The organism is Streptomyces sp. LN549, assembly GCF_043203805.1.
GTDB lineage: Bacteria > Actinomycetota > Actinomycetes > Streptomycetales > Streptomycetaceae > Streptomyces.
Genome location: NZ_JAZHRI010000002.1, coordinates 3860693 through 3886681 on the forward strand (window position 1 = coordinate 3860693; position 25989 = coordinate 3886681).

The following is a 25989-nucleotide window of genomic DNA, read 5'->3' on the forward strand; positions in this document are numbered from 1 at the left end:
CGAAGTCGTCCCGCTGGACCGGACGTCGGAGACAAAGAATTTGGGGAGGGGTCGCGGGTGGCCGCGATGCAGCTGACACGCACGCACCGGATACTCATCGGGCTCGTGGTCGCCGGTGCGGTGCTCATCGCAGCGATCGGTTTCGCGGGCTCGTACGCGGCTGTGCGCGAGCTCGCCCAGCAGAAGGGCTTCGGCGACTTCTCGCTCGTCTTCCCGATCGGCATCGACGCCGGCATCTGTGTCCTGCTCGCGCTGGACCTGCTGCTGACCTGGCTGCGCATCCCGTTCCCGCTGCTGCGTCAGACGGCCTGGCTGCTGACCGCCGCGACGATCGCGTTCAACGGCGCAGCGGCCTGGCCCGACCCGCTCGGCGTCGGCATGCACGCCGTCATCCCGGTGCTGTTCGTCGTATCCGTCGAGGCCGCCCGTCACGCGGTGGGCCGGATCGCCGACATCACGGCCGACAAGCACATGGAGGGCGTCCGCCTCACCCGCTGGCTGCTCTCGCCCGTGCCGACGTTCCGGCTGTGGCGGCGGATGAAGCTGTGGGAGCTTCGGTCCTACGAGCAGGTCATCAAGCTCGAACAGGACCGGCTGATCTACCAGGCCCGCCTCCAGGCCCGCTTCGGCCGCAACTGGCGCCGCAAGGCCCCCGTCGAGTCCCTGATGCCGCTCCGCCTCGCCAAGTACGGCGTCCCGCTCGCCGACACCGGCCCCGCCGGACTCGCCGCAGCCGGCATCGAACCCGCCCTGCTGCCCCCGGCCGCCGCCGTCGCCGTGGAAACGGCCCCGCAGCCCGAACTCGCGTACGCGCCCCAGCAGGAGCAGTACGCCCAGACGGTCCCCGGCGAATGGGCCGAGGAGCAGGAGCAGCCCGCGGAGGGGCCCGTCACGCACGAGAGCCCGTGGTTCGCGGCGCAGGTTCCGGACGGGGCGTACGAGGGTTCGTACAACCCGACGTACGTCGAAGGTCTTGAGCCGACTCCGGTCATGATCCCGTCGGGCCCCGGTGGCCGCACGCGGCCGCTGGGCAACGTCGGCACGATCGGTGCCGTGCCCGGCCCCCGCACCGAGCGGATGCCGATGGCCCCCGAGGGCGACGAGGCGCGGGCCCCGGGTCAGGTCCAGATGCCGGTCCAGGAGCAGGTCCCGGCGCAGGAGCAGGTCCCCGTACCGGAGCAGGTCGCGGTCCAGGAGCAGCAGCCGCTGCCCGTCGTCGAGGCCGCCGACGAGTGGGCCGAGGAGTGGGCGCAGGAGGACGCGGAGTTCAGCGAGATCGCTTACGAGGTCTTCGCCGCGTTCGTGACGCAGCACAGCACGTACCCCAGCATCGAGGTCCTCGACATACACCTGTCGGACGGCCACAACGTGCGGCACCCGCGCAGCATGGCGCTGCTCCGCCAGCTGATCCAGGGCTTCAAGAACCGCTACCACGCCGAGCTCGAGGCCGACCACATCGCGTGAGCCGATGGGCCGCGGCACCCCGCACGCTCATGACGAAGGGCCGTCACCCGGTGATCCGGGTGACGGCCCTTCGTCATGCGATACGTACGCGGTTACGCGCCGAGCAGCCTGCGCACCCGGTCCGCCCCCACCGCGAGCAGCAGCGTGGGCAGGCGCGGGCCCGTGTCCCGGCTGACCAGCAGCCGGTACAGCAGCGCGAAGAACGACCGCTGTGCCGTCTTCAGCTCAGGCGTCGGCTTGGCGTCGGCCTCCAGCCCTGCCAGCACCTTCGGCACGCCGTAGACGAGCGTGGTCAGCCCGTCCAGCGACCAGTGCGAGTCCAGCCCCTCCAGGAGCAGCCGCAGCGACTCGCGTCCCTGCTCGTCCAGCGAGCCGAGGAGCTCCTTGTCCGGCTCGTCGCGGACGATGGTGCGGGCCTCGGCCGGGACCTGGGTGGTGATCCAGTTCTCGGCCCGGTCGAGCCGCGGCCTGGCCTCGTCGAGCGAGGTCAGCGGGTGCTCCGGGTCCAGCTCGCTGAGGATGCGCAGCGTCTGGTCCTCGGCCCCGGCGGTGATGTCGGCGACCGAGGCGAGGGTGCGGTACGGCAGCGGGCGCGGCGTGCTGGGCAGCTCACCGGCGGCCGTGCCGATCGCCCGGGCGTACGCGGCGGCGTCCGCCGGCAGCACGGAACCGTCGGCGACCTTGCGCCCCAGCGAGTCCCACTCGTCGTAGAGCCGCTGGATCTCCTGGTCGAAGGCGATCTTGAAGGACTGGTTGGGCCTGCGGCGCGCGTACAGCCAGCGCAGCAGCGGCGCCTCCATGATCTTCAGCGCGTCGGCCGGGGTCGGCACGCCGCCCTTGGAGGAGGACATCTTCGCCATGCCGGAGATGCCGACGAAGGCGTACATCGGTCCGATCGGCTGCACACCGTCGAAGACCTCGCGGACGATCTGGCCGCCGACGACGAACGACGACCCGGGCGAGGAGTGGTCCACCCCGCTCGGCTCGAAGATCACGCCCTCGTACGCCCAGCGCATCGGCCAGTCGACCTTCCAGACGAGCTTGCCGCGGTTGAACTCCTTGAGCCGGACCGTCTCGGCGAAGCCGCAGGCCGTGCAGGTGTAGTTCAGCTCGGTGCTCTCGTCGTCGTACGACGTGACCGTCGTCAGGTCCTTCTCGCAGTTGCCGCAGTAGGGCTTGTACGGGAAGTAGCCGGCCGAGCCGCCGCTGCCGTCGTCCTCGCTCGCCGCGCCGGAGCCCGCCTCGGCCTCCAGCTCCGCCTCGTCGACCTTCTTCTGCTGCGGCTTCTTGCCGCCCTTGGCCGCCGCCGGGTCCTTCTTGGTCCGGTAGCGGTCCAGAACGGCGTCGATGTCCGCACGGTGGCGCATCGCGTGCAGGATCTGCTCGCGGTACGTCCCCGCCAGGTACTGCTCCGTCTGGCTGATTCCGTCGTACTCGACACCCAGCTCGTCCAGGGCCGCCGTCATGGCGGCCCTGAAGTGCTCGGCCCAGTTCGGATACGCGGACCCGGCCGGGGCGGGCACCGAGGTCAGGGGCTTGCCGATGTGCTCGGCCCAGGACGCGTCGACGCCCTCGACGCCGTTCGGCACCTTGCGGTAGCGGTCGTAGTCGTCCCACGAGATCAGGTGCCGGACGGTGTACCCGCGGCGGCGGATCTCGTCGGCGACCAGGTGCGGGGTCATGACCTCGCGGAGGTTGCCCAGGTGGATCGGGCCCGACGGGGAGAGACCGGACGCGACGACGACCGGTTTGCCAGGCGCACGACGCTCCGATTCGGCGATGACCTCGTCCGCGAAGCGGGAGACCCAGTCGGTCTCGGTGCTGCTCTGACTCTGAGCCACGGTCGGCACGTCCTTCTCTCTTGTAGGACTCATAGGGGCACCGACCATTCTCCCAGGTACCGCCCACAGCGCGAAAACGGCTTTACAGCCCGTGGGATACTTGGGGTCATCCCTTGTACCCCTACGGAAACGGCAGCCAGCTCATGGCCTCGGTCAATTCCCTCGCTTCCACGCTCCAGCAGCAGCTGGCGGACGCCCTGACGGCAGCTCTGCCGGATGCCGGTACCGCGGACCCGCTGCTGCGCCGAAGCGACCGGGCCGACTTCCAGGCCAACGGCATCCTGGCGCTCGCCAAGAAGCTCAAGGGCAACCCGCGCGACCTGGCCGCCCAGGTCACCGGCGCCCTTCCGGCCACGGACCTGATCAAGGACATCGAGGTCTCAGGACCCGGCTTCCTGAACATCACGCTCTCGGACAAGGCGATCATCGAGACGCTCGCCGCGCGCGCCGCGGACGACGAGGGCCGGCTCGGCGTGCCGTACGACAGCACCGCCGGCACCACCGTCATCGACTATGCCCAGCCGAACGTGGCCAAGGAGATGCACGTCGGTCACCTGCGGTCGGCCGTGATCGGCGACGCGATGGTGCAGATCCTGGAGTTCACCGGCGAGTCCGTCGTCCGGCGGCACCACATCGGCGACTGGGGCACCCAGTTCGGCATGCTCATCCAGTACCTGATCGAGCACCCCGACGAGCTGAACCACGAGGGCGGCGAGGCCGACGGCGAGGCCGCCATGTCGTCCCTGAACCGGCTCTACAAGGCGTCCCGGGTCCTGTTCGACTCGGACGAGGAGTTCAAGGCCCGCTCACGGGACCGGGTGGTCGCGCTCCAGGCCGGTGAGCCGGAGACGCTCGCCATGTGGCAGCGGTTCGTCGACGAGTCGAAGATCTACTTCTACTCCGTCTTCGACAAGCTCGACATGGAGATCAGCGACCCCGACATCGTCGGCGAGTCCGGCTACAACGACATGCTGGAGGAGACCTGCCGGATCCTGGAGGAGACGGGCGTCGCCGTCCGCTCCGAGGGTGCGCTGTGCGTCTTCTTCGACGACGTGAAGGGTCCGGACGGCAACCCGACCCCGCTGATCGTCAAGAAGACGAACGGCGGCTACGGCTACGCGGCCACCGACCTCTCCGCGATCCGCGACCGGGTGCAGAACCTCAAGGCGGACACCCTGCTGTACGTGGTGGACGTGCGGCAGTCCCTGCACTTCAAGATGGTCTTCGAGACGGCCCGGCGGGCCGGCTGGCTGAACGACGGCGTCAAGGCGCACCAGCTCGCCTTCGGCACGGTGCTCGGCAAGGACGGCAAGCCGTTCAAGACCCGTGAGGGTGTCACCGTCCGGCTGGAGGAGCTGCTGGACGAGGCGGTCGAGCGGGCGACGGCCGTGGTCCGGGAGAAGGCCGAGAAGATCGGCCTGTCCGAGGAGGAGATCGTCGAGAACGGCCGGTACGTCGGCGTCGGCGCCGTGAAGTACGCGGACCTGTCGACCTCCGCCGTGCGGGACTACAAGTTCGACCTGGACCAGATGGTGTCGCTGCACGGCGACACGTCGGTGTACCTCCAGTACGCGTACGCGCGTATCCGGTCGATCCTGCGGAAGGCCGGCGACGCGAAGCCGGTCGCGCACCCGGAGCTGGAACTGGCCCCGGCCGAGCGGGCGCTGGGTCTGCACCTGGACCAGTTCGGCGAGGTGCTGTCCGAGGTGGCGGCGAACTACGAGCCGCACAAGCTGGCCGCGTACCTCTTCCAGCTCGCCTCGCACCTCACCACGTTCTACGACCAGTGCCAGGTCCTGAGCGACGCCAACCCGGCCGAGGTCGTCGAGAACCGGCTCTTCCTCGTCGAGCTCACCGCCCGCACCCTGCACCAGGGCATGGCGCTGCTCGGCATCAGGACCCCCGAGCGCCTCTGAGCGCCGCACGTCCGGACGGACGGGGACGGGGCCCGGCACACCGATGTGTGCCGGGCCCCGTCCCGTTCCGTACGCGGGTCCGCGTCACTCCGGCCGGCCGAGCGCCCAACCGGACACGTCGGACAGCCGCCCGCGCCACAACGGGAGCCGCAGCGGCGCCGTGTCACCCGTGCGCATCGGTTACGGATGTACGGGAGCTAACCGGGTACACGAACTCATCACCAGCCGACACGACCGGCCCACCGGCCCCACGGGGTGAATGCAGATGACCGAGCAGTGCTCCACACCGGGTTTCTCCACGACGGAGACCTCGATGAAAGTCTCCAGGCAATCCCCTGACAACTCCTCAGAGTCCGTGGCCCCGCCCCTGCGGGCTTCGGACGCCCGCGCGGCCGCCGCCGCCTTCGTCGCGAAACTGAATCCCGCACCGTCCGCCCGCGCGGTCCAGGATCTGCTGCTGCTCTCCTCGGAACTGGTGACGAACGCGATCCGCTACGCCGGAGCCGTCACCGCCCTCTCGTTCGGCGCCGACCGGCGCACACTGCACGTCCGGGTCGCCGACCCCAGCCCCACCCCTCCCCAGTGCCGCATCCCGGACATGACCGGCGGGACGGGCGGCTTCGGCTGGCCGATGGTCCTGCGCCTGGCCCACGACGTCAGCATCCACCGGCACGACGGCCGGGGAAAGACCATCCTCGCCACCCTGGCACGCTGACCGGTCCTCGGACGGCGCCCGTCACAGGAAGCGGCGGATCGGCAGTACGGACGCCTCCCGGACCCGCTGCAGCACCGAACGCCGCTTCCACCGGCGGCCCTCGATCAGCTCGCTCACCCGCACGTCCTGATCGAAGTGACCGTCCAGGGTTGCGGTGAACTCCGGGTCCATCACGGCGAGCATCACTTCCTCGTCGTGGTCCAGCGAGCGGCGGTTGAAGTTGGTGGAGCCGATCAGCGCGGCAGCCCGGTCGACGGTGAGGGCCTTGGTGTGCATCATCGTCGGCTGGTACTGGAAGATCCTGACGCCACAGGCGGTCAGGTCCTCGTAGTAGCGCTGCCCGGCGAGCTGGCAGACCCGCTTGTCCGTATGCGGTCCGGGGAGAAGGATCTCCACCACGACACCGCGGCGCGCGGCCGCACAGAGCAGCTCGATGAAGTACGCGTCGGGTGCGAAGTAGGCCGTGGTGAGCCGTATCCGCTCCTCGGCCGACTCCAGCACGACCCGGAGCAGCGTCTGCATGTCCTGCCAGCCGAAGCCTGCCGACCCGCGCACGACCTGTACGACCGCGTCCCCGCACGGCTCCAGCTCGACGAACCTGTCGCGTACGTCGAAGAGCTCCTCGTGGCACTCGGCCCAGTTCTGGGCGAACGCAGCCGCGATACCGTCCACGGCCGGACCGAACACCTGCACGTGTGTGTCGCGCCATTCGTTCTCGTTGCGCGCGTCCCCGCACCACTCCTCGGCGATCCCGACGCCGCCGGTGAACGCCGTCACCTCGTCGACGACGAGCACCTTGCGGTGGCAACGGTGGTTCTGCTTCAGCGGCGAGAGACGGACCGGCTTGCGGAACCAGGCCACCGAGACTCCGGCCTCCTCCATCGCCGCGAGCTGCTCCTTCTCGATCAGCCTGCTGCCGAACCCGTCCAGCAGAAGACGGACGCGCACCCCCGCGAGGGCACGCTCGGCAAGCGCGTCGGCGAACTCCTGGGCTATGTCGCCGCGCCAGTAGACGAACGTCATCATGTCCACGGTGTGCTCGGCGTGGCGGATGGCGTCCAGCATGGCGGCGAAGATCTCGTCGCCATTGCGGAGCGGGACCAGCCGGTTCCCCTCGGTCGCTGCGATGCCTATCAGCCGCTCCAGCCGGCGGCGCAGCCGCACCGTGCGTTCCGCGAGGAGCCCGGTCTCCGGCCCTGCCGGGCCATCGGACGCACCGGTCCGCAGGTTCTCCGGTCTTTCGTCCATGGTGCTGGTCATGCGTCTCCTCAACCATCGTCGGGCGGTTCCTCCGGAAGTGGCGCGGGGGCCCTTTCCTGCGAGTTCACCGGCCTCGCGCAGTCGCGATGACTGGTGGAGGACCGCCCTCGCCACCTTGGCAGGGCGCCCGGTCAGGACCGCCCCGGGCAGGAGCCGGTCACCGGCTCCTGCCCGGAAAGGCGGAGGTCCTCGGGCGTTCGGTGCCGCTCCCCGCGGGACCGGCACCGGACCACCTTCCCGGGCGGCGCCCCCTCCACTCCCCCCGGTCGGAGAGCGCCGCCACGACCGGCGACACGTGGGGGTCGGCCGAGGACGGCCCGGCGCAGGTCACACCGCATGGCCGGCCCCGGCCGTCCGCCTGTCCGTCTACGGGTCCGCGTCACTCCGGCCGGCCGAGCGCCCAACCGGACACGTCGGACAGCCGCCCGCGCCACAACGGGAGCCGCAGCGGGGCCGTACCGCCGAAGAGGAGCGTGGCATCCCTCAGGTGGATCCACCGGGGAAGCTGCTGCGCATGCTCGTCGGCGCCGAGTTCCTTGATGCCCTGGTCCACCGTCTCGGGGAACTCGGCGATGAGGTTGGCGCCCTCGCCCTCGACCTGCCGCAGGCTCCTGGACCAGTCCGCCTTCCAGGCCTCGTGCCCGATCACGTCACCGTGCAGCACACCGGCGGGGATGGTCAGCGTGAGCGGGAGCCCGGAGCGCATCTCCCTGTCGAGCAACTGGACCAGCAGCTGGAGCTGAAGGTCGGGTACCGGCTCGGTGATCACCGCAGTCGAGTCCGGTGCGGGGCGTGCGGACTCGTTCATGAGCTGTTCCCTTCGCCGCGGCGGTGCGCCCGGAGCAGATCCGCACGAACCACATGGTCTGGTCCCGCTCACCTTCCCCGAGGAAGGACCCGCACGCCTCCCGACCCGGCCGGACCCGCACCGCGCGAAATCCTCCATTGGACTTGACCAATTTTCAGATGACGGGAAATCATGACCGGAGTCGCCACAGAACCTTCATAACTGCTCCGCGGGAGAACCACGCATCATGCGTATATCCACCACCGCTGCCCTGGCAGCGATCGGCGGTGCCCTGGTACTCGGGCTCACCGTCGCTCCGGCCGCCCAGGCCACCCCTCCGACGGGCTGCACCACGGACGCCTTCGGAATCGCCGGTAAGTACGGCGAGTTCGTCCTCGGGGACGACGTCCACTCCCCCGACGCGGAGGGTGCCGTGGCCATCGGCGGCAACGCCGACTTCCGGGGCGGGTTCAGCGTCGCCAACGAGCTGTCGGCCGCCGAGGTCGACGCCCTGCCCGGCCGGGCGTCGCTCGTCGTCCGCGGCGACCTGCTCAACGGTGGTTCGGCCACCGTCGTGATGAAGGGCAACGCGGTCGTCGGCGGCAAGGTCACGGACCGCGCCGTCGAACTGCACAACGGCACCTTCAGCCAGAAGCCCGACCTCATCGACTTCGACGCCGAGTTCGCCAAGCTCAGGTCCTACTCCGCCGCGCTGGCCGAGGAGCCCACGACCTCCGGCGCGCAGGTGCGACTCGACGGGAACCGGCTGACGCTGGAGGGCGGCGACAGCGGCCGTAACGTCTTCTCCGTACCGGCGGACCAGCTGGAGAAGGCCAAGGAGGTCTTCATCAAGGTTCCGGCCGGGGCGACGACGATCGTCAACGTCACCGGCCAGGACTACGACATGGCGACCGCAGGCACCACCGGCTTCTTCCTGTCGGCCGGTCAGGACTTCGTCCTGGACGACAAGCTGCAGAGCGCGTCCGAGGGCAAGGTGCGGGCCAAGCTGCTGTGGAACTTCCCCGACGCCACCGCGGTCACCAAGAACAGCCAGGCCGCCTGGCCCGGCAGCGTGCTCGCCCCCAAGGCCCACCTGGAGCTGGGAACGGCGGCACCGGTCAACGGTTCGGTGTGGGTGGCCTCCCTGCACGGTTCGGGCGGGGCCGAGACGCACCACTTCCCCTTCACCGGCTGCCTCCCCGAGATCCCCGGCGGAAAGACCCCGACACCCGGCAAGACCCCGGGCGAGACCCCCGGAACGACGCCGCCGGCGACGGGCACCCCGTCGACCCCGGTGACCTCGCCGTCCGGGAACGCCACTCCGTCCGACAGCCCGTCAGGATCCACGACGCCCGGCACCCCGTCCCCGTCGGGCAGCTCCGTACCGGGCACCGCCGGCGGCGGTGACGGCGACCTGGCCTCGACCGGCAGCAACGGCACGATCCCGATCGTCATCGGCGGCGCGGCGGTGCTCGCCGCAGGCGCCGGCCTCGTCGTGATGGCCCGCCGCCGCAAGCAGGCCTGACGCACCCCGTACGACACGCGCCGGGCACGGATTCACCGTGCCCGGCGCCCTGGCCGCGGATCCGCTCGGCATGTACCGGATCCGCTTCGCCGCTGCCCGGTTCCGCTGGTGCACAGGCTGGTCATGGTGCTCGCGGAGGAGATCGTGCAGTTGCCGGGCGCCGCCTGGGCGGCGGGGGCCGCGGCCGGCAGAGTACCGACGGCGGTCATGGCAACGGCGGCGGTACCGGACCGAGGCGCCGGGCCGTCGTCAGTCGCCCTGCCCCTCCAGTGAATCCGAGATGTCCTCCCACTCGGCCGTATCGGACCGGTATTCGTACACGGGCCGGTTCCTCATACCGGCCGTACGGAACGGCTTGCCGTTGTCGTCGATGCGCAACGTCCCGCTCCGGTCCCCGCTGGACCACTCCAGCTCCAGGTACCAGGTCACATCGTGGTCCTCGGTGTGCGCGTCGAGGCGGAACACCTCCACGTCGGTGGAGCTCACCTGATACGGGAAGTTCTTCGCCGGTACGACCTTGCCGCCGTCCTCACCGGCGACCGGCCGCGATGCGGGCTGGCCGTCGTCCAGGTCGATATTGAACGTCTGCGGCATGATGCCGCTCCCGCAGCCCTCCCCCATCGAGTACGCGGGCCAGTCGGTCGCGGCCTCCTGCTTCACCACCCGGACATGGAGCGCCTTCAGGACGACCGCATCCTGCGACGCTCCCTGCAGGGTGAGTTCGAGCAGCATCTTCCCCCCGTCCACCCCTCCCAGCTGCGCCGCCCAGCTGCGCCTGGCCCTGTCCGCGGCGTCGGGCACCGGCGGCATGCCCCGGGGGTCCCGGTCGAGCAGGAAGTACTGTCCGCAGGGCCAGTCCCAGTTGTACGCACTGAGGGTGGCGGTCACCGGCACCCCCTGTGACCCGGCGCCCTTCTCTCCCTTCCCCTCCGCCCCCTGGGGGGCGGTGGACTTCGCGGTCGTGGCGGAGGGTGACGCGGAGCCGCTGGTCGCGGAAGGCGAGGGCTTCGAAGGACTCGGCGACGGGGACGTGCTGCCTTTCCGGCTCGGAGTCACCGGTGCGCTGCTGCGGGGCGTGTCCATACCCTCCTCGTGGGTGCGGTCGCCCGAGTAGTGGCTGATCGCCAACGCGGTGGGCACGGTGAGCGCCACGACCGCGACGGCCGCGAGCAGAACACGCAGCCGCTTGCCGGACAACCGGCGCGGGGCCGGCGCGGGGCCGGCGCTCCGCGCATCCGGCGTCACGTCCTCGGCCGCCACTGAGCCGAGGGCCGTATCCGGCTCCGCTTCCGCTTCCGGTCCCGCTTCCGGTTCTGCTGCCGGTTCTGCTGCCGGCCCCGGTCCGGGCTCTGCTGCCGGTCCCGGTCCGGGCTCATACAGGTTCACCGGCTCCGGCGGCGGGGCCGCGAGCTCCGACGTCACCAACGACGGCTCGAACGCCCCGGCAGCCTCCGGCTTCCGGGCGCCTCGCCGCTTCGCCTCGTCGGCCAGGATCCACTGCCGGTGCAACGCCACCAGTTCGTCCGACCGCGCACGGCACACGCGCGCGAAGCGTTCGACCGGCGCGTAGTCGTGCGGGACCGCCTCCCCGTTGCAGTACCGGTGGATCGTGGAGGTGCTCATGTGCAGCTTCTGGGCGAGCGCTCCGTAGCTCAGCCCCGAGCGCTGCTTCAGCCCCCTGAGCAATGCGGCGAAGTCCTGGATCTCCGTGCCCACCCTGACCGTTCCCCTCTACTGCCCTCCCGGAACGGCGTCCCAGGCAGGTGATGTCATCGCAGGTCAGAGGCCATTTTTCCGTTCCAGCGTCCCGTACCGACCGGCAATCGTTGCCACCGGATTCGCGGACCGGACACGATGTTGGAACACACCGCAGCGGCACCCCGGCAAGGGCGAGCAGCGCGACTCGTACATCCACCACTTGCCCGTCCCCGGGAGCAGCCGTGCGTACTCGTCCTCAACTCAGCCTGACCGATGCAGTGGCCACAGGAGTTCTGATCGCCTCTGTCGCGACCGTCCTCGCACTCCTTTGGCACCTCTGACCACACGTCATTGTCCAGTACATCGGTCATCACCCGGTGCGCCAAAGCGGCGCCCCACACTCCGCACCACTCAAACGAACGGAAAAACATCTCATGCGTACCCTCAACTTCCGCCGCGCCGCCCGCACCTCCGCCCTCGGCGCCGTCGCACTGATCGCATCCCTGTCCCTGACGGCCTGCCAGGGCGACGAGCCCGTGCCGTTCGACGACCACGCCTCCGCTTCGGCCGACTCGTCCTCCCGGACCCCGGCGGAAAGCTCCGGCGCCTCCGGCGAGAAGGAGACGGCGGCCCCGACCACCGACCAGGGCAAGGGCTCCGCCGGCTCGAACACCGGCTCGGGCTCCGGCAGCGGCGCATCCACGACCAAGCCGAAGGAGGGCGGCGGCGACAGCGGCGACAAGGTCACGGAGACCTGCACCGGTGCGAACACCAAGCTGTCGATGACCGAGGTGAGCCGCCCCGTCAACCACATGCTGCTCACGATGACCAACACCGGTTCGAAGGCCTGCAACGCCTACTACTACCCGTACCTGAAGTTCGGCGAGGCCCAGTCCGTGCCGAACACCTTCGAGGACAGCAAGCCGCAGGCTGTCACGACCATCAACCCGGGTGAGTCCGCCTACGCCGGCGTCATGACGTCGATGGCCGACGGCAGCGGCTCGAACGGGTACTCCACCAAGGACCTGAGCGTCAGCTTCCAGAACCGCGACGGCAACTCCGACAACACCGGCTCGTCGGTCAGCGTGCCGCTCTCCAAGAGCGCCTACGTGGACAGCAGCCTGAGCGTCACCTACTGGCAGATGAGCATGAACGACGCGCTCCAGTTCTGAACTGCCCGGAGGATCGGATGGCCATCGACGCAGTGAGCACGACCGGCTCCCTCGTCGTGGCCCTGATCCACCTCCACTGAACGCCACAGACCACACCACCGCACTTCACGGGGAGTAACACCATGCGCAGCAACCGCATCCGCACCACCGCCCTCGCCGCCACCGCCCTCCTGGCGGCCCTCTCCCTCACCGCGTGCAGCAGCGACGACGGCAACAGCGACAGCACCAAGGCGGGATCGGCCGCTCCGGCCGCCCACACGGCCGTCAAGCAGTCCCCGTCCCCCGCCTCCGCGCCGGACAGGAACACCACCGACGCCGACACGGGCACAGACACCGGCACCGGCAGCACGCCCAAGAACCCCGCGCCCCCCACCAAGACCAACGGGAAGACCGACGGGAAGAACACCACCGGCTCCACGAACCGCGCAGGCAGCACCACCAACCGCACACCCGTCACCTGCGACAGCAAGAACACCAGGACCGGCGTCACCACGGTGAGCCGCCCCGTCAACCACCTGCTGCTGACCCTGACCAACACGGGCGGCCGCCCCTGCTACGCCTACTACGCGCCCAAGCTCCAGTTCGACGACGCGCAGGCCGTCTTCCCGATCCTCGACGACAGCCGGCCGCAGGCCGTAGTGACGCTCGACCCGGGCCAGTCCGCGTACGCCGCCATCGGCCTGACCGGCGAGCCCGGTGCCGGCCCGGCCCCGCGCAAGGCCACCCACCTTCAGGTGCACTTCTCCGGCAGGAGCCCCGAGGGCTCCACGGGCACCCCGGCCGAGCTGACGCTCCCGTCCGACACCTACTGGGACGACAACGGCTTCGTCACCTACTGGCAGACCGAGATGGCCGACGCGCTCAGCTACTGAGCCCCGTCCGCGGGACCGGCCTCGAAGTCGAAGTCGAACCAGATCCGGTGCCGGCCGTCCTCATCGACGGCCAGCCCGCCGCCCCCACGGATCCCGGCCAGCGCGCCGGTTCCGCTCGACGGCGCGATCGCGAAGAACTCGTTGGCGCGGTCGTCGCCGCTCGTCGCGGCCGAGTGCACGAAGTTGAACGTCCCCTCCCTGCCGCCGACCGCACCCTCGAAGGCCTCCATGGCCACGTACGTGCCCACGCCGGTGGCCTGGTCGAAGGCGGCGGTGAACAGGGTCGTCGAATGCCCGGTGATCTCGCCCTCGAAGCTCTTCACGATGGTCGCGACGCCCATCGGAAGACGGGTTTCGACCTCGGGGACGGGCTTCAGATCGGACGGGACGAACGAGGAGACGGTGAAGGTGCCGGAAGCTCTCATGCCGTCGATCGTAGGGACGCCCTCGGACATCCGGCCGAGAAACCGCAGGGCCGAGAAACCGCAGGGCCCAGACGGCAGTCACCGGCAGTACACCCCTTCCACTCCCCTACGATCGGTGCCATGGCCATGTTCGTCCACCTGACACCCGCCGCGAACGCCGGCCGCATCCGGAAGTCCGGGATACGGGCCGCCAGCCACGGCCGCGACGGTGACAAGGGCCTGTTCTGCTTCCCGGTCCTGCCGTCCTACACGCTGACCCACCAGTGGCTGCGCGAGCTCGCCCGCCACGGCGGCCCGCGCGGCCTCGTCGCCGTCCAGTTGAGGCTGCCGGACGACGAACCCGTCACGGTCGGCCACTACAGCAACCGCCCGGGCCGGGCCCACACCCGCACCACAGCGAGCGATGCCGTGCAGCGGGTGGCCTCGCTGGAGGACCCACGCGGCTGGGAGGTCTTCCTCCCACGGGCCGCGTCCCGGGCCGAGATCCACCGCGTGCGCACGGTCCGCCAGGTCACCGGCTGGCGCTACTTCCCCGACTCCAACGGCAAGGCGCCCTGCACCTGTTACGGCTGCCGGGTACGCGGCGAGTACGGCTCACAGCGCCTGCGCCGCCGCCGGCCGCACCCCATCGACGGCCCGGCGCCCGCAACGCCCGTCCTGCTCGCCCGGATCGCCGAAGCGGGCGACCCCGGCGACGCCGCACAGCTGTGCGCGACCCTGCACTGGTTCGGCTTCCGCCGACGCGGACCGGTTGGCCAACTGGCCCATCTCGCCGACCATCCCGACCCCACCGTCCGGGTGGCTCTGGTCGAGGCCGTGGCCCGATGGCGGACCCCCGGAGTCGACGCGCTGCTCCAACGGCTGGCCGAGGACCCGGACGAGGACGTACGCGAGGCCGTCGGCTTCACGGACCGGCTGACCCCGGCCTGACCCGGTCCGCCAAGCACGGCCGGCCTCAGTCGAACTCGCACCAGACAACTTTCCCGGGCACCCGCTCCCCCACGCCCCACCGGTCAGCCAGCGCCTCGACGATGACCAGTCCCCGCCCCGACTCCCCGTCGGGCTCACGCACCCCGGGCTCCCCGTCACCGCTGTCGTGCACCTCGACCCGCACCTGCCCCTCGTCCCGCAGCCACAGCATCACCCGGTACCCACGCCCCGGCGGCACCCCGTGCACCAGCGCGTTGGTGGCCAACTCGCTGACACACAGCAGCACGTCGTCCGCCCGCACCTCCCCGAACCCCCAGTCGGCCAGCGCACTGCGCACGAACTCCCGGGCCTCCCGGACCGACCGGCGCTCCCGCCGGAAGAACCGCTCGCGCAGCAGCGGGAGTTGCATCGTCTCGTTCATGGAACGAGCGTCACACTCGGTGACTAAGCTGTCGCAGTGCGCGCCCCCGTACACATTTCTTGTACGGGTCGCGCGCGCGTGAAGTACGAACGCGGGCGGGAAGTGGGGACCGTATGCAACCCAGGAAGCGGCAGCGCAAGAACGCGTCGGCAATGAGGCTGGTGGGCGCGCTGGTCGCCCAGTTCCGTACCGCGGCCGGGATGACCCAGCGCCAACTGGCCGAACACACATGCACCCAGCCGGAGACCATCGCCTCCATCGAACAGGGCAGACGCGCCCTCCAACTGCCGCTGGCCCGCCGCATGGACACCCTGCTGGAGACGAAAGGGGCGTTGGCGACGGCGGTGGAGAACCTGCCGGAGGTGGACCTGATCCCGGCTTGGGCGGAGGAGTACATGGACCTGGAGCGGGAGGCACTCGCACTGTCCTGGTACGACAACCAGGTCGTTCCCGGGCTCCTCCAGACGGAGGCGTACGCGCGTGCGGTGTTCCGCAACAGGGTCCCGGTCTTCAGCGAGGAAAAGATCGGGGACCAGACCGCAGGGCGCTTGGGGCGGCAAGAGATCCTGCGACGCGACCAGCCCCCGACGATCAGCTTCGTGATCTGGGAGCCGGTCGTGAGACTTCAACTCGTCGACGACGAGGACCATGCGGAGCAACTGCGACACCTGCGCTTGTGCGCCGCACTCCCCGGCATCTGCCTCCAGGTGCTCCCCCTGAACCACCGCACGCATGCAGGCCTCAACGGGCCCTTCATCCTGCTGGAGACACCGGACTACCAGCACATCGCCTACTCGGAAACACAGCGCGGGAGCCTGCTCGTCTCCGACCCCGATGAGATCAGCATCCTGTCCCAGAAATATGCGATGCTGCGGGCTCAGGCCCTGAGCCCCGAAGACACTGTGGGCCTGTTGGACAGCCTGCTGGGAGAGCAATGAGCACTGCACGCGCGTGGTTCAAGTCCAGCTACAGCGGCGACGAGGGCGGCGCCTGCCTCGAAGTCGCCTACGACTGGCAGAAGTCGAGCTACAGCGGCAGCGAAGGCGGGCAGTGCGTAGAGATCGCCGCCCACCCCGCCGTCGTCCACGTCCGCGACTCCAAGAACCCCGAGGGCCCCACGCTCACCCTCGCCCCCGCCACCTGGTCGGCCTTCGCCGCGCACATCGGCTCCTGAGCGACGAACAACGAGCGACGCGCGGCCGGTTGTCAGTGGCCGCCCGTACGCTCCTCGACATGGCGACGCTTCCGAACCCGCTCCCGTCCCTGGCCACGTCAGGGCTCCAACTCCCGCCCGGCACCCTCGTGGACGCCACGACCGACGGGCCGTGGCACGAACCGCTGCTCTGGTACGCGGACGGGCCCGCGGCCCCCGCCAGCTGGACCGCCCTGCGCGACGCGGGGCGGGGCCTCGGGCTGCTGCCCGTGCTCATCGACCGCGGCAGCCGCGACCAGGGACCCGAGACATGGGACCTCGACCCGGCCGGCACGTCGTACCCCGGCGACCATGACGCAGAGGAAGTCCTGAGCGAGGTCTGGGACGCGTACGCGGCAGACGAGCTCGACACCGAGAACGCATGGCCGGGGCTGGCACCCACGCCCGTGGCGGACGGCCCGGACAGTCCGGAGACGTTGGCTGCCGACATGGCGGACATGCTGACGGATGACGGCATGGCGCTGGAAGACGCACGCCTGGCGCTCGTGCCGGCGAGGCGCAGTGCGGACATCCCGGCCGCGATCGGCTGGAGCGGACCGCTCAACCACGAGAACGACGTCGCCCGGCTCTGCGCGGTCCTGCGCTCCTGGGAGGACCGCTTCGGCATACGGGTCGTGGCGCTCGGCTTCGACACCCTGACCGTCAGCGTGGCGCGCCCGCCCACCACGGAGGCGGAGGCCCTCGCCCTGGCCGCCGAGCACTTCGCGTTCTGCCCGGACAACATCCACCAGTCCGCGCTGGACAGCCTGGAGAAGTACGCGGAGGAGGCACTGCTGGGCCGGGAGACCTGGTCCTTCTGGTGGGACTGAGGCGCACCGGTGGCCTGCGCCGCCGGAATCCCGTCAGGCTCCAGACAACCTGCTCGTGATCCGGAACATCTCCTCTCACAAGTCCGTACCCCCGCTGCGGACGGTGAACGAGGAGCTGAAGCATGCCCCGACGCCTCATCCGCACCATCCGCCCGAAACTCCCGCACGGGCGCCGGATCGACTACCCCCGCCGGGGGAGAACCAACTGGCGCCGCTGGGTCCCCTCGTGGCGACAGGTGCTGAGCGGGGCACTGCTCGGAATCGGTGTGCTCGCCGGGCTGTTCGCCGCGATGTACGCGTCCGTCGACATACCCGACGAGAACATCGATGCGCGCAGGCAGGGCACCGTCTACTACTGGGCGGACGGCAGCCAGTTGGTGAGCGTGGGCGCGGTCAACCGGCAGAACGTCACGCTCGCCGACATACCCGATTCGATGGAGAACGCGGTCATCGCCGCCGAGAACGAGACCTTCTACTCCGACGCGGGAGTATCGATGACGGGGATCGCCCGCGCGGCCGTCAGCATGGTCGAGGGCGGTGAGACCCAGGGCGGCTCCACCATCACCCAGCAGTACGTGAAGAACACCTACCTCAGCCAGGAGCAGTCGGCGACCCGGAAGTTCAGGGAGTTCTTCATCTCGCTCAAGCTGAGCAACAAGCAGAGCAAGGCGCAGATCCTCCAGGGATATCTGAACACCAGCTGGTTCGGCCGCGGCGCCTACGGCATCCAGGCAGCGGCGGTCACGTACTACGGCATCCCGGCGAAACAGCTCGACCCCAGCCAGGCGGCGATGCTCGCGTCGCTGCTCAAGGGCGCGGAGCAGTACGACCCCGCCGGCGGCAAGGGCAACCACGAACGCGCCGTCGAGCGCTGGAAGTGGATCCTGGACCGGCAGGTCGAGATCGGCATGATGACGCAGGGCGAACGGGACGCCTACACGGAGTTTCCCGAGCCGCGGAAAGCCGTCAAGCCGACCAGCCTCGGCGGCCAGACCGGCTATCTCGTCGACATCGCCAACAAGTACATCAAGAAGCGCTCGGGCCTCACCGCCAAGGACCTCGCCCGGGGCGGCTACCGGGTGCACACCACCTTCGAGAAGGCCAGGGTTCAACAGCTGGAGCGGGCCGTGCGGAGCGTGCGCAAGCGCGACCTCGACCCCAAGAAGCGCCCCGAGGACAAGTACGTCGAGGTCGGCGCCGCATCCGTGCGGCCCGATGACGGGGCCGTGGTCGCGGTGTACGGCGGAGCCGACGCGACCACCCGCTTCGCCAACAATGCCGACACCGCGGGCGTTCCCGTCGGCTCGGCCTTCAAGCCCTTCGTGCTGGCCGCGGCACTTCAGAACGGCGACGGAATCACCCTGGACAGCGGCTATGACAGCACCGGGCACCTGATCAGGAGCGGCACGCCCACGGTGACGCCCACGGACCGGCCGGGTGCCGTCGCGGTGCCGGTCGCGGTGTCGACGACCCTGCGCGATGCGCTGATCAGGTCGGCCAACGTCACCTTCGTACGACTCGGAAAGCACATCGGGCTGAAGAAGGTGAAGGAGATGGCGGTCGCGGCCGGGCTGCACGAGGAGAGCCTGGCCCGCCTGGACAAGTCCTTCCCCCTGGGCACGTCCACACCGAGCGCGGTCAGGATGGCGGACGCGTACAGCGCCTTCAGCAATGAAGGTATGAGGGCGGACCCCTACTCGGTGACCAGGATGACGCGGGACGGCGAGACGGTCGAGGGCTTCGGAAAGCCGGAACCGCAGCGCGCGATGGACGCCTCGGTGGCCAACGATGTGAGCAACACCCTGGGGATCGCGGCCTGGACGTCACTGGCGCGGGACGGCCAGTTCGACGCACTGTCCGGTTCCAGGGCGCTCGACGACCTCTCGGGCGGCGCGACCGATGGGGACGACCGGATGAGGTCGGCCTGGTTCATCGGCCACGCCGAGGGACTGACCACGGCCGTGACGATGTTCCGCAACAAGCCGGGCACCCCCCAACTGCTGGGAATGCAGGGCGTGGGCGGCGACGACGCGGAGCGCGGCAATGCCCTCCCGCTCCGGATCTGGACCTCCTACGCCACCGGAAAGTAGGCCCACCGGCCCGGCGAACCGGACCCGTCACGCGAAAGTCCCGCCCGGCCCGGAGTACGTCACGGGCCGGGCGGGACTGCCACGTACTTCGCGTACACGCCTCAGGAGCCGGCGCGCCCCAGCTTCTGCGCGACCTCGGTCGCCCAGTACGTCAGGATCATCTGCGCCCCGGCCCGCCGGATGCCCGTCAGGCTCTCCATGATCGCCGCGTCCCGGTCGATCCAGCCCTTCTCCGCGGCGGCCTCGATCATCGAGTACTCACCGCTGATCTGGTACGCGGCGACCGGCACGTCCACCGAGTCGGCGACCTTCGCCAGGATGTCGAGGTACGGTCCGGCCGGCTTGACCATGACCATGTCCGCGCCCTCGTCGAGGTCGAGCGCCAGCTCGCGCAGCGACTCGCGGCTGTTGGCCGGGTCCTGCTGGTAGGTCTTGCGGTCGCCCTTGAGCGAGGAGCCGACGGCCTCGCGGAACGGGCCGTAGAAGGCGGAGGAGTACTTCGCCGTGTACGCGAGGATCGCCACGTCCTCGTACCCGGTCTGGTCCAGCGCGTCGCGGATCACGCCGACCTGGCCGTCCATCATGCCGCTGGGGCCGACCACATGGGCGCCCGCGTCGGCCTGGACCTGGGCCATCTCCGCGTACCGCTCCAGCGTCGCGTCGTTGTCGACCCGGCCGTCCTCGGTCAGCACACCGCAGTGGCCGTGATCGGTGGTCTCGTCCAGGCAGAGGTCGGACATGACGACGAGATCGTCACCGACCTCCTCGCGCACCGCCCGCAGACCGACCTGGAGGATGCCGTCCGGGTCGGTGCCCGCCGTGCCGCGGGCGTCCTTCTTCTCGTCCAGCGGCACACCGAACAGCATGATCCCGGAGACGCCCGCCGAGACCGCGTCGACCGCGGCCTTCCGCAGGGAGTCCAGGGTGTGCTGCTGCACGCCGGGCATGGCCGAGATGGGGACAGGGGCGCCGATGCCCTCGCGCACGAACGCGGGCAGGATCAGGTTCGCCGGGTCGAGCCGTGTCTCGGCGACCATCCGCCGCATCGCGGGGGTCGTCCGCAGCCGTCGGGGGCGAGAGCCGGGGAAGTTTCCGTACACAGTCATCCTTCGAGACTAGACCCGTACACATCACGCTCTTACCGACACCTCTGCCGGGAAAAGAGGGCCGGGAAAGGGCCGGGAATGAGGGCCGGGAGAACGGGCGGGGCCCGGCCGCTTCGGGGAGAAGCAGCCGGGCCCCGCACTCGTCACGACGGATCAGGTCGTCGTACGCCTCCGACGCGCACCCGGACGGCGCTCGCTCGGCCGCGTCACCGGGTCACCGGCCTCCTTCGCCGCGTCCCGGCGCTGCGCGCCGAACTCGGCGAGGGCGGCGGCCAGCTTGTGCACCGAGGGCTCCGGCGACAGGACGTCGACGCGCAGGCCGTGCTCCTCGGCGGTCTTCGCCGTGGCCGGGCCGATGCACGCGATGACCGTCACGTTGTGCGGCTTGCCGGCGATGCCGACGAGGTTGCGCACGGTCGAGGACGAGGTGAAGAGCACCGCGTCGAAACCGCCGCCCTTGATGGCCTCACGCGTGTCGGCGGGCGGCGGCGAGGCGCGGACCGTGCGGTACGCGGTGACGTCGTCGACCTCCCAGCCGAGCTCGATGAGACCGGCCACCAGGGTCTCGGTGGCGATGTCGGCGCGCGGCAGGAAGACGCGGTCGATCGGGTCGAAGACCGGGTCGTACGGCGGCCAGTCCTCCAGCAGACCCGCGGCGGACTGCTCACCGGAGGGCACCAGGTCGGGCTTCACACCGAAGTCGACGAGCGCGGCGGCGGTCTGCTCGCCGACGGCCGCGACCTTGATCCCGGCGAAGGCACGGGCGTCGAGCCCGTACTCCTCGAACTTCTCCCGGACGGCCTTCACCGCGTTGACACTGGTGAAGGCGATCCACTCGTAGCGGCCCGTGACCAGGCCCTTGACCGCGCGCTCCATCTGCTGGGGCGTACGCGGCGGCTCGACGGCGATCGTCGGGACCTCGTGCGGCACCGCGCCGTACGAACGGAGCTGGTCGGAGAGAGAAGCGGACTGCTCCTTCGTCCGCGGGACGAGCACCTTCCAGCCGAACATCGGCTTGGACTCGAACCACGCCAGCTGGTCGCGCTGGGCGGCAGAGCTTCGCTCCCCGACCACGGCTATGACGGGCTGGTGCCCGTCCGGCGACGGCAGGACCTTGCCCTGCTTGAAGACCTGGGCGATCGTGCCGAGCGTCGCCGTCCAGGTGCGCTGGCGCGTCGTCGTACCGGCGACCGTCACGGTCAGCGGGGTGTCGGGCTTGCGGCCGGCCGAGACCAGCTCGCCGGCGGCCGCGGCCACCGCGTCGAGCGACGTCGAGATCACGCACGTGGAATCGCTCGCGCCGACCTCGCTCCAGCAGCGGTCCGAGGCGGTACGGGCGTCGATGAAGCGGACGTCCGCGCCCTGCGCGTCGCGCAGCGGCACGCCGGCGTACGCGGGCACGCCCACGACGTTGGCGACACCCGGGACGACCTCGAAGGGAATGCCCGCGGCGGCGCAGGCCAGCATCTCGCTGCCCGCGTTGCCGTCGAGTCCGGGATCACCGGAGACGGCACGGACGACCCGCCTGCCGCCCTTCGCGGCCTCCATGACAAGATTGACCGCATCCCTGAGAACGGGAACACCGGCGGCTGTTGACTGCGCGTCAACAACCGTCAGCTCAGGCGTGCTTACGCCTGCCCGCGCATGGCAGCGGACGACGCCGAGAACCTCCGGCTCGGCGACAAGAACGTCCGCGCTCGCAAGCGCCTCGACGGCGCGCAGAGTCAGCAGTCCCGGGTCGCCGGGACCGGCGCCGAGGAAGGTGACGTGCCCTGCGGACAGGACCGGGAAATCGGATGCGGCGTGGCCGGTGGGGCTCAAAGTGCTCGCTCCCCCATAAGACCGGCCGCACCCTTGGCAAGCATCTCGGCCGCGAGTTCGCGACCGAGGGCCGCCGCGTCGTCGTGCGACGTGGGGACGGGACCGGTGGTGGACAGCTGAACCAGCGAGGAACCGTCGGTGGAACCGACGACACCGCGCAGGCGCAGTTCGTTGACAGCCTGACCGTCGGCCAGGAGGTCGGCCAGCGCACCCACAGGTGCGGAGCAGCCGGCCTCCAGGGCGGCGAGCAGGGCACGCTCGGCGGTCACGGCGACCCGGGTGTACGGGTCGTCGAGCTCGGCGAGCGCGGCGGCGAGGTCGGCGCTGCTGGCAGCGCATTCGATCGCCAGTGCTCCCTGGCCGGGAGCGGGCAGAACGGTGTCGACCGACAGGAAATCGGTCACCTCACCGCTCCGTCCGAGGCGGCTGAGGCCGGCCGCGGCAAGTACCACCGCGTCCAGTTCACCGCTTCGTACAAATCCGATACGCGTATCGACGTTGCCCCGGATCGGCACGGTCTCGATGTCGAGGCCGTGACTGCGGGCGTACGCGTTGAGCTGCGCCATCCGGCGCGGCGAACCCGTGCCGATGCGAGCACCGGACGGCAGCTGCCCGAAGGTCAGCCCGTCCCGCGCCACCAGCACGTCGCGCGGGTCCTCGCGCACCGGCACGGCGGCCAGCACGAGGTCCTCCGGCTGCGCGGTCGGCAGGTCCTTGAGCGAGTGGACGGCGAAGTCCACCTCGCCGCGCAGCACCGCGTCGCGCAGCGCGGCGACGAAGACGCCGGTTCCGCCGATCTGCGCGAGGTGCTCGCGGGAGGTGTCCCCGTACGTGGTGATCTCGACGAGTTCGACGGCGCGCCCGGTCACCTCGCTGACCGCGTCGGCCACGAGGCCGGACTGCGCCATGGCGAGCTTGCTGCGCCGGGTCCCCAGCCTCAGCGGCCGGTTGGCCCCCGCGCCCAGGGGTGAGTTGTCGGTCATGACCGCCCTCGATTCGGGTCGTTCAGGTCTGCCCGGGAGACGGCGGCGACCGTCTGCGGGTCGAGGTCGAAGAGTTCCCGCAGCGCATCGGCGTACCCGGCGCCGCCGGGCTCGCTGGCGAGCTGCTTGACCCGCACGGTGGGCGCGTGCAGGAGCTTGTCGACGACGCGGCGCACGGTCTGCGAGATCTCGGCGCGCTGCTTCTCGTCCAGGTCGGGGAGGCGTCCGTCCAGCCGTGCGATCTCGCCCGCGACGACTCCCGCGGCCATCGTGCGCAGGGCTACGACGGTGGGAGTGATGTGGGCGGCGCGCTGGGCGGCACCGAAGGCGGCGACCTCGTCGGCGACGATGGTGCGCACCTGGTCCACATCGGCGGCCATCGGGGCGTCCGCGGACGCCTCGGCGAGCGACTCGATGTCGACGAGGCGCACACCGTCGAGGCGGGCGGCGCCGCCGTCGATGTCGCGCGGCATCGCGAGGTCCAGCAGGGCCAGGCGGACGGGGCCGGTGGACTGGGCCGGGATCCGGCGCACGGCCTGGGCCTGCGCGGTCGCGGTGGCGGAACCGTTCTCCACCCACGCGGCGTGCTGCTCGTCCGGATCGGCGGCCGGTGCCGGTACGAGCGCGGCGGGCGCGGCGGCCACTGGGTCGAAGTCCAGCCCGAGCGCCCCTGCGACGGCCTCGGCGCTCAGCACGAGCCCGGTGGCACCGGTGCAGGAGACGACGACATCGGCACGTGTCAGTTCGTCGGAGACCGCGGCCATCTCCACGGCGTGGGCGGCCACCCCCGTACCGCCGGCCTGGTTGAGGATCTCCACCAGGCGGTCGGCGCGGGCGCGGGTGCGGTTGGCGACGACGATCTCGGCGACACCGGTACGGGCAAGGGTCGCGGCGGCCAGCGAGGACATCGAGCCCGCGCCGATGACCAGGGCACGCTTGCCCTTCGCCCAGGCCCCGGTGTCGCGCCCGTCGGCGAGCTGCTCCAGACCGAAGGTGACGAGCGACTGCCCGGCCCGGTCGATCCCGGTCTCGCTGTGGGCGCGCTTGCCGACCCGCAGGGCCTGCTGGAAGAGGTCGTTCAGCAGCCGGCCCGCGGTGTGGAGCTCCTGCCCCAGCGCCAGCGCGTCCTTGATCTGGCCGAGGATCTGGCCCTCGCCCACGACCATCGAGTCCAGTCCGCAGGCCACCGAGAAGAGGTGGTGGACGGCCCGGTCCTCGTAGTGCACATAGAGATACGGAGTGAGCTCGTCCAGACCGACGCCGCTGTGCTGGGCGAGCAGCGTGGACAGCTCGGCGACGCCCGCGTGGAACTTGTCCACGTCGGCGTACAGCTCGATGCGGTTGCAGGTGGCGAGGACGGCGGCCTCGACCGCGGGCTCCGCGGCGAGGGTGTCCTGCAGCAGCTTGGCCTGGCTGTCGGCGGACAGCGAGGCCCGCTCCAGCACGGAGACGGGTGCGCTGCGGTGGCTCAGCCCTACGACAAGGAGACTCATGCCGGCATCACGGCGGGCATGTCCCCGTCGGGTCCCTTCCGGCCACTGGTCGTGGCGCGCACGGGCGGCGCGGCCGGGTCCGGGCCGCTGTCGGCGGAAGCGGCCTCCTCGCCGGCCTTGCGCTGCTCGTGGAACGCGAGGATCTGCAGCTCGATGGAGAGGTCGACCTTGCGCACGTCGACGCCGTCGGGCACCGAGAGCACGGTCGGGGCGAAGTTCAGGATGGAGGTGACACCCGCGGCGACGAGCCGGTCGCAGACCTGCTGGGCGGCGCCGGGCGGCGTGGTGATCACACCGATCGACACCCCGTTCTCGCTGATGATGCGGTCCAGGTCGTCGGCGTGCTGGACCGGGATCCCGGCGACCGGCGTGCCGGCCATCGCGGGATCGGCGTCGATCAGCGCGGCGACCCGGAACCCGCGGGAGGCGAAGCCGCCGTAGTTGGCGAGCGCCGCGCCGAGGTTGCCGATGCCGACGATGGCGACAGGCCAGTCCTGGGTGAGGCCGAGTTCGCGCGAGATCTGGTAGACGAGATACTCGACGTCGTAGCCGACGCCGCGCGTCCCGTACGAGCCGAGATAGCTGAAGTCCTTGCGCAGCTTCGCGGAGTTGACTCCCGCCGCCGCGGCGAGCTCCTCGGAGGAGACCGTGGGGACCGAGCGCTCGGAGAGCGCGGTCAGCGCACGGAGATACAGCGGAAGTCGGGCGACGGTGGCCTCGGGAATTCCTCGGCTACGGGTCGCCGGTCGGTGATTTCGGCCAGTTGCCACGGTGCTCCTGCGGGATGAGCGGGGCTGCAGGCGGCCGTATGTCCCAAGACCGCCCCGTCGAATGCAGGCTATGTCTTTGTGAACGCGTGCACAAAGATAGTGTCCGTTTTGTCCGGTCAAAGTGACCGGGGTCACGCGCATCCGTCGCGCGATCCAGGAACCACGGATCGCATCAGCCCGTTGCAGGCCCGAAGGGGGCAAAGCGGAACACACTCCTCACAGCCACGCCCCCGAGACCACTCAAAACGCCCACGATGGTAACCGGGTTTCACTCAGGAAAGCAGCGCGCTGCGCAGTCTCGCCGGGTCCACCCGCCAGAACGTGTGCTGTTCGTTATCAACGAGGACCACGGGGACCTGCTCCCAGTACTCCCGGTGCAGCTCCTCGTCCTGGGTGATGTCCTTCTCCTCCCAGGATGCGCCGGTCTCCTCGCAGACCGTCCGCACCACCAGCCTGGCATCGTCACAGAGGTGACACCCCGGTTTCCCGACAAGGGTCACCACGCGGTCGGCGGGCTTCTTCTTCGTACGACGCAACAAAGCACTCATGCCTTTCATTCTGCGCCGCCCCCGGACCGGTCCCGCCCTTGATCCGCCCTTGATCCGGCCTTGGTCCGTCCTCGGTCCGGTCCCGATCCGGCCTTGATGCGGTACGCCCGGAATCGCCCGTTTAACGTGT

Annotated in this window: 23 protein-coding genes; 11 read left to right on the top strand and 12 right to left on the bottom strand. The window is 70.4% G+C overall.

Features of this window, described 5'->3' with window-relative positions:
* Positions 1-57: 57 nt before the first annotated feature.
* Positions 58-1464 carry a DUF2637 domain-containing protein gene (locus SH922_RS17360; RefSeq protein WP_393058866.1) on the top strand — a complete coding sequence of 469 codons (1407 nt, stop codon included), beginning with the start codon at positions 58-60 and terminating at the stop codon, positions 1462-1464.
* 92 nt (positions 1465-1556) lie between these two features.
* Here SH922_RS17360 and lysS read toward each other — a convergent pair whose 3' ends face one another.
* Positions 1557-3314 carry a lysine--tRNA ligase gene (gene lysS / locus SH922_RS17365; protein ID WP_393063596.1) on the bottom strand — a complete coding sequence of 586 codons (1758 nt, stop codon included), beginning with the start codon at positions 3312-3314 and terminating at the stop codon, positions 1557-1559.
* Between the two features lie 134 nt (positions 3315-3448).
* Here lysS and argS point away from each other — a divergent pair, with 134 nt between their 5' ends.
* Positions 3449-5221 (top strand): arginine--tRNA ligase, encoded by a 1773-nt coding sequence (argS, locus tag SH922_RS17370; protein WP_393063597.1) that lies wholly within the window; start codon positions 3449-3451, stop codon positions 5219-5221.
* 313 nt (positions 5222-5534) lie between these two features.
* Complete coding sequence (locus tag SH922_RS17375) at positions 5535-5936, top strand: ATP-binding protein (RefSeq protein ID WP_393063598.1); 402 nt, start codon at positions 5535-5537, stop codon at positions 5934-5936.
* Positions 5937-5957: 21 nt separating this feature from the next.
* Here the strand turns inward: SH922_RS17375 and SH922_RS17380 are convergent, their stop codons facing one another.
* A complete protein-coding gene (locus tag SH922_RS17380) occupies positions 5958-7196 on the bottom strand; it encodes a phosphatidylserine/phosphatidylglycerophosphate/cardiolipin synthase family protein (protein ID WP_393058867.1) in 1239 nt (412 codons plus the stop codon).
* A gap of 379 nt (positions 7197-7575) precedes the next feature.
* Positions 7576-8004: a hypothetical protein gene (locus SH922_RS17385; RefSeq protein ID WP_393058868.1), complete on the bottom strand. Its 429-nt coding sequence runs from the start codon at positions 8002-8004 to the stop codon at positions 7576-7578.
* Positions 8005-8230: 226 nt separating this feature from the next.
* Between SH922_RS17385 and SH922_RS17390 the strand changes: the two genes are divergently transcribed.
* Positions 8231-9508 carry a choice-of-anchor A family protein gene (locus SH922_RS17390; RefSeq protein WP_393058869.1) on the top strand — a complete coding sequence of 426 codons (1278 nt, stop codon included), beginning with the start codon at positions 8231-8233 and terminating at the stop codon, positions 9506-9508.
* A gap of 249 nt (positions 9509-9757) precedes the next feature.
* Here the strand turns inward: SH922_RS17390 and SH922_RS17395 are convergent, their stop codons facing one another.
* Entirely contained in the window at positions 9758-11224 is a 1467-nt protein-coding gene (locus SH922_RS17395) for a helix-turn-helix domain-containing protein (protein WP_393058870.1), read from the bottom strand.
* A gap of 416 nt (positions 11225-11640) precedes the next feature.
* Here SH922_RS17395 and SH922_RS17400 point away from each other — a divergent pair, with 416 nt between their 5' ends.
* A complete protein-coding gene (locus tag SH922_RS17400) occupies positions 11641-12378 on the top strand; it encodes a DUF4232 domain-containing protein (RefSeq protein WP_393058871.1) in 738 nt (245 codons plus the stop codon).
* Between the two features lie 122 nt (positions 12379-12500).
* Complete coding sequence (locus SH922_RS17405; protein ID WP_393058872.1) at positions 12501-13250, top strand: DUF4232 domain-containing protein; 750 nt, start codon at positions 12501-12503, stop codon at positions 13248-13250.
* Here SH922_RS17405 and SH922_RS17410 read toward each other — a convergent pair.
* A complete protein-coding gene (locus SH922_RS17410; protein ID WP_393058873.1) occupies positions 13244-13675 on the bottom strand; it encodes a DUF3224 domain-containing protein in 432 nt (143 codons plus the stop codon). The genes SH922_RS17405 and SH922_RS17410 overlap by 7 nt on opposite strands.
* A 120-nt stretch (positions 13676-13795) precedes the next feature.
* On the opposite strand from SH922_RS17410, the gene SH922_RS17415 reads away from it, so the two are divergent.
* Positions 13796-14605 carry a HEAT repeat domain-containing protein gene (locus SH922_RS17415; protein WP_393058874.1) on the top strand — a complete coding sequence of 270 codons (810 nt, stop codon included), beginning with the start codon at positions 13796-13798 and terminating at the stop codon, positions 14603-14605.
* 25 nt (positions 14606-14630) lie between these two features.
* On the opposite strand, the gene SH922_RS17420 is transcribed toward SH922_RS17415, so the two are convergent.
* Positions 14631-15026: an ATP-binding protein gene (locus SH922_RS17420; RefSeq protein ID WP_393058875.1), complete on the bottom strand. Its 396-nt coding sequence runs from the start codon at positions 15024-15026 to the stop codon at positions 14631-14633.
* 152 nt (positions 15027-15178) lie between these two features.
* On the opposite strand from SH922_RS17420, the gene SH922_RS17425 reads away from it, so the two are divergent.
* From SH922_RS17425 to SH922_RS17440, 4 genes are all read left to right on the top strand, one after another.
* A complete protein-coding gene (locus SH922_RS17425; RefSeq protein WP_393063599.1) occupies positions 15179-15964 on the top strand; it encodes a Scr1 family TA system antitoxin-like transcriptional regulator in 786 nt (261 codons plus the stop codon).
* Positions 15961-16200, top strand: coding sequence for a DUF397 domain-containing protein (locus SH922_RS17430; protein WP_393058876.1), 240 nt, complete (start codon positions 15961-15963; stop codon positions 16198-16200). Before SH922_RS17425 ends, SH922_RS17430 begins: the two co-directional genes overlap by 4 nt.
* Before the next feature lie 59 nt (positions 16201-16259).
* Positions 16260-17048 carry a DUF4253 domain-containing protein gene (locus tag SH922_RS17435; protein WP_393058877.1) on the top strand — a complete coding sequence of 263 codons (789 nt, stop codon included), beginning with the start codon at positions 16260-16262 and terminating at the stop codon, positions 17046-17048.
* Positions 17049-17170: 122 nt separating this feature from the next.
* The gene (locus SH922_RS17440; protein ID WP_393058878.1) at positions 17171-19138 is read left to right on the top strand and encodes a transglycosylase domain-containing protein; all 1968 of its coding nucleotides are present in this window, start codon (positions 17171-17173) and stop codon (positions 19136-19138) included.
* 101 nt (positions 19139-19239) lie between these two features.
* Here the strand turns inward: SH922_RS17440 and hemB are convergent, their stop codons facing one another.
* The 6 genes from hemB to SH922_RS17470 form a co-directional block, all read right to left on the bottom strand.
* Positions 19240-20244, bottom strand: a complete 1005-nt coding sequence (gene hemB, locus SH922_RS17445; RefSeq protein WP_393058879.1) for a porphobilinogen synthase — start codon at positions 20242-20244, stop codon at positions 19240-19242.
* 153 nt (positions 20245-20397) lie between these two features.
* On the bottom strand, positions 20398-22065 hold the full coding sequence (locus SH922_RS17450) for a uroporphyrinogen-III synthase (protein WP_393058880.1): 1668 nt from the start codon (positions 22063-22065) through the stop codon (positions 20398-20400).
* A complete protein-coding gene (gene hemC, locus SH922_RS17455; RefSeq protein WP_393058881.1) occupies positions 22062-23048 on the bottom strand; it encodes a hydroxymethylbilane synthase in 987 nt (328 codons plus the stop codon). Before hemC ends, SH922_RS17450 begins: the two co-directional genes overlap by 4 nt.
* The gene (locus SH922_RS17460; RefSeq protein WP_393058882.1) at positions 23045-24541 is read right to left on the bottom strand and encodes a glutamyl-tRNA reductase; all 1497 of its coding nucleotides are present in this window, start codon (positions 24539-24541) and stop codon (positions 23045-23047) included. Before SH922_RS17460 ends, hemC begins: the two co-directional genes overlap by 4 nt.
* Positions 24538-25311 carry a redox-sensing transcriptional repressor Rex gene (locus SH922_RS17465; protein ID WP_393058883.1) on the bottom strand — a complete coding sequence of 258 codons (774 nt, stop codon included), beginning with the start codon at positions 25309-25311 and terminating at the stop codon, positions 24538-24540. The genes SH922_RS17460 and SH922_RS17465 overlap by 4 nt, the downstream gene beginning before the upstream one ends.
* Before the next feature lie 272 nt (positions 25312-25583).
* Positions 25584-25859: a glutaredoxin family protein gene (locus SH922_RS17470; protein WP_393058884.1), complete on the bottom strand. Its 276-nt coding sequence runs from the start codon at positions 25857-25859 to the stop codon at positions 25584-25586.
* Between the last annotated feature and the right edge of the window lie 130 nt (positions 25860-25989).

Coding starts and splice junctions, on each gene's coding strand:
- hemB (WP_393058879.1), bottom strand. CDS start 20,244: ATGACTGTGTACGGAAACTTCCCCGGCTCTCGCCCCCGACGGCTGCGG.
- SH922_RS17430 (WP_393058876.1), top strand. CDS start 15,961: ATGAGCACTGCACGCGCGTGGTTCAAGTCCAGCTACAGCGGCGACGAG.
- SH922_RS17410 (WP_393058873.1), bottom strand. CDS start 13,675: ATGAGAGCTTCCGGCACCTTCACCGTCTCCTCGTTCGTCCCGTCCGAT.
- SH922_RS17420 (WP_393058875.1), bottom strand. CDS start 15,026: ATGAACGAGACGATGCAACTCCCGCTGCTGCGCGAGCGGTTCTTCCGG.
- hemC (WP_393058881.1), bottom strand. CDS start 23,048: ATGACCGACAACTCACCCCTGGGCGCGGGGGCCAACCGGCCGCTGAGG.
- SH922_RS17415 (WP_393058874.1), top strand. CDS start 13,796: ATGGCCATGTTCGTCCACCTGACACCCGCCGCGAACGCCGGCCGCATC.
- SH922_RS17405 (WP_393058872.1), top strand. CDS start 12,501: ATGCGCAGCAACCGCATCCGCACCACCGCCCTCGCCGCCACCGCCCTC.
- SH922_RS17435 (WP_393058877.1), top strand. CDS start 16,260: ATGGCGACGCTTCCGAACCCGCTCCCGTCCCTGGCCACGTCAGGGCTC.
- SH922_RS17460 (WP_393058882.1), bottom strand. CDS start 24,541: ATGAGTCTCCTTGTCGTAGGGCTGAGCCACCGCAGCGCACCCGTCTCC.
- SH922_RS17380 (WP_393058867.1), bottom strand. CDS start 7,196: ATGACCAGCACCATGGACGAAAGACCGGAGAACCTGCGGACCGGTGCG.
- SH922_RS17425 (WP_393063599.1), top strand. CDS start 15,179: ATGAGGCTGGTGGGCGCGCTGGTCGCCCAGTTCCGTACCGCGGCCGGG.
- SH922_RS17400 (WP_393058871.1), top strand. CDS start 11,641: ATGCGTACCCTCAACTTCCGCCGCGCCGCCCGCACCTCCGCCCTCGGC.
- SH922_RS17375 (WP_393063598.1), top strand. CDS start 5,535: ATGAAAGTCTCCAGGCAATCCCCTGACAACTCCTCAGAGTCCGTGGCC.
- SH922_RS17440 (WP_393058878.1), top strand. CDS start 17,171: ATGCCCCGACGCCTCATCCGCACCATCCGCCCGAAACTCCCGCACGGG.
- SH922_RS17470 (WP_393058884.1), bottom strand. CDS start 25,859: ATGAGTGCTTTGTTGCGTCGTACGAAGAAGAAGCCCGCCGACCGCGTG.
- SH922_RS17385 (WP_393058868.1), bottom strand. CDS start 8,004: ATGAACGAGTCCGCACGCCCCGCACCGGACTCGACTGCGGTGATCACC.
- SH922_RS17390 (WP_393058869.1), top strand. CDS start 8,231: ATGCGTATATCCACCACCGCTGCCCTGGCAGCGATCGGCGGTGCCCTG.
- argS (WP_393063597.1), top strand. CDS start 3,449: ATGGCCTCGGTCAATTCCCTCGCTTCCACGCTCCAGCAGCAGCTGGCG.